Below are 1,463 nucleotides of genomic sequence, written 5' to 3'. Positions count from 1 at the left end.
GCCGCGGCAAAACGACAGTGCGAGCAATACCGTAGGTAATGGTGCACAACCAAGTGAACTGACGGATTTAGTTCAACAGATGCAAGTTGCTGATATTGGCAGTCAAAATCAAGTGCCAGCACTGGGATACGTACTTTCTGACAGTCAGAATGACAAATCTCCAACGGATATATCCAATGATGTTTATACTAATATAAATTTTAAAGGAAAAATAAAAACAACAGTCGATGTGAAAAATAAAGCTTACACATTACAAATTAAGCTCTCAGTTGGAACAAATGATATTGAGCATGAGCTTTTGTCAGATTACATTGCCGGTATTAACGAACACTTCAATATTGAAGGTACTCACTCAAATGGGTATAAAATACTTCTAAAAACAGACGTATCTTTTAGCAAAGAGAATCCTGACTTCTACATAAACGAGTGCCCCGGATGGTGCAGCACTGCAAATTCTTTTAGAAATGCTGGTCGCGCTTCTCTCGGATCGACTTTAATAGAGCTGCGCGCACCGGCCGCAGATAGAAATACAGCTGCACATGAGTTTGGCCATATGTTAGGTCTTCTTCATCAGCATAACGACGATACGAAAAGTCTATTAAGTTATGCTCATGTCGAAGGGCATGAAAGAAAGCTCACAGATAACGACTTGCAAAGATTGTTTCAGCAATACAGGAAAGACGGCTATGAATAAGTATCTTCTTTTTTTATTTTTCATGCCATTTCATTTGGCAGCTTCATATGATGAAGGTATTGAGCATTTTAAATTTTCTGGAACAGGCTCTCATGAAAAAAGTCTGGTTGTTGATGGCCCATCTTTTAGCCATAAAGGACTTTGCATGAAGGATAGAGTTATATTAACGTTATATAATAATAGAGTTACATCATCAAAGCCTATTCAATTGTTTCAAGCCCAAATTGCTGGCAGCGAATGTGCTGAGTTAGATAGAGAACAAGCAGTTCTGTATCTTGGCAAGTTAGGTGATATTAATTTCGAAATTTACAATACTAAACTTTCAAAGTTGAAAAGCTGGTGTGACAATAGCGATCGAGATTTTTGTAGTGATTATAAAGTCAAGGAGTTTCACCTCGGTCTCGACGGACAAGTAAGAATTGTAGTTTTTGGAACAGGAGGGAGATCATACTCCGTTGAATTCTCTCCCGGTAAAGATGTTTTTGTTGGGCGATTATTCGACTGAATTTATGTTTAGTTGTATTTCCAGCTTGACTCGGAGTTATTGTAACTACCCCGTAATCAACCCACTTTGACGTATTGCTTCAGCCAGTACGCGCTTTGGCTCGGCCTCACCGTGAACTAAGCGTACGTCGTGCAATGGCTTTTCGGTAGTTTCTAAAAACTCCAACAACTCTTTTTGGTCGGCGTGTGCCGAATTTCGCGACCGGGCACGAGCTTGACCTTCAGTGACCACGCGGGGCAGGTCGTCGGGCGCCGGCACTATGAT

The 1,463-nt window shown here is 40.7% G+C and carries 3 protein-coding genes; 2 read left to right on the top strand and 1 reads right to left on the bottom strand.

What is annotated here, in order from left to right:
• The coding region (locus NOG12_RS13130; protein ID WP_313933503.1) for a matrixin family metalloprotease at positions 1-694 on the top strand (694 nt) is incomplete at its 5' end.
• The gene (locus tag NOG12_RS13125) at positions 687-1,199 is read left to right on the top strand and encodes a hypothetical protein (protein ID WP_153825494.1); all 513 of its coding nucleotides are present in this window, start codon (positions 687-689) and stop codon (positions 1,197-1,199) included. The genes NOG12_RS13130 and NOG12_RS13125, both read left to right, overlap by 8 nt.
• Positions 1,200-1,244: 45 nt before the next feature.
• On the opposite strand, the gene NOG12_RS13120 is transcribed toward NOG12_RS13125, so the two are convergent.
• Positions 1,245-1,463 (bottom strand): MBL fold metallo-hydrolase RNA specificity domain-containing protein (locus NOG12_RS13120; RefSeq protein WP_313933502.1); only part of this gene is annotated, 219 nt, incomplete at its 5' end.

Origin of the sequence: Pseudidiomarina fusca (assembly GCF_032227045.1) — a bacterium.
Lineage (GTDB): Bacteria > Pseudomonadota > Gammaproteobacteria > Enterobacterales > Alteromonadaceae > Pseudidiomarina > Pseudidiomarina fusca.
Note: the sequence above shows the minus strand (reverse complement) of the source record. Positions and strands in the feature narration are given on the sequence as shown.

What these genes read in the sequence shown, in the direction of transcription:
- NOG12_RS13125 (WP_153825494.1), top strand. Translation starts at nt 687, where the DNA reads ATGAATAAGTATCTTCTTTTTTTATTTTTCATGCCATTTCATTTGGCA.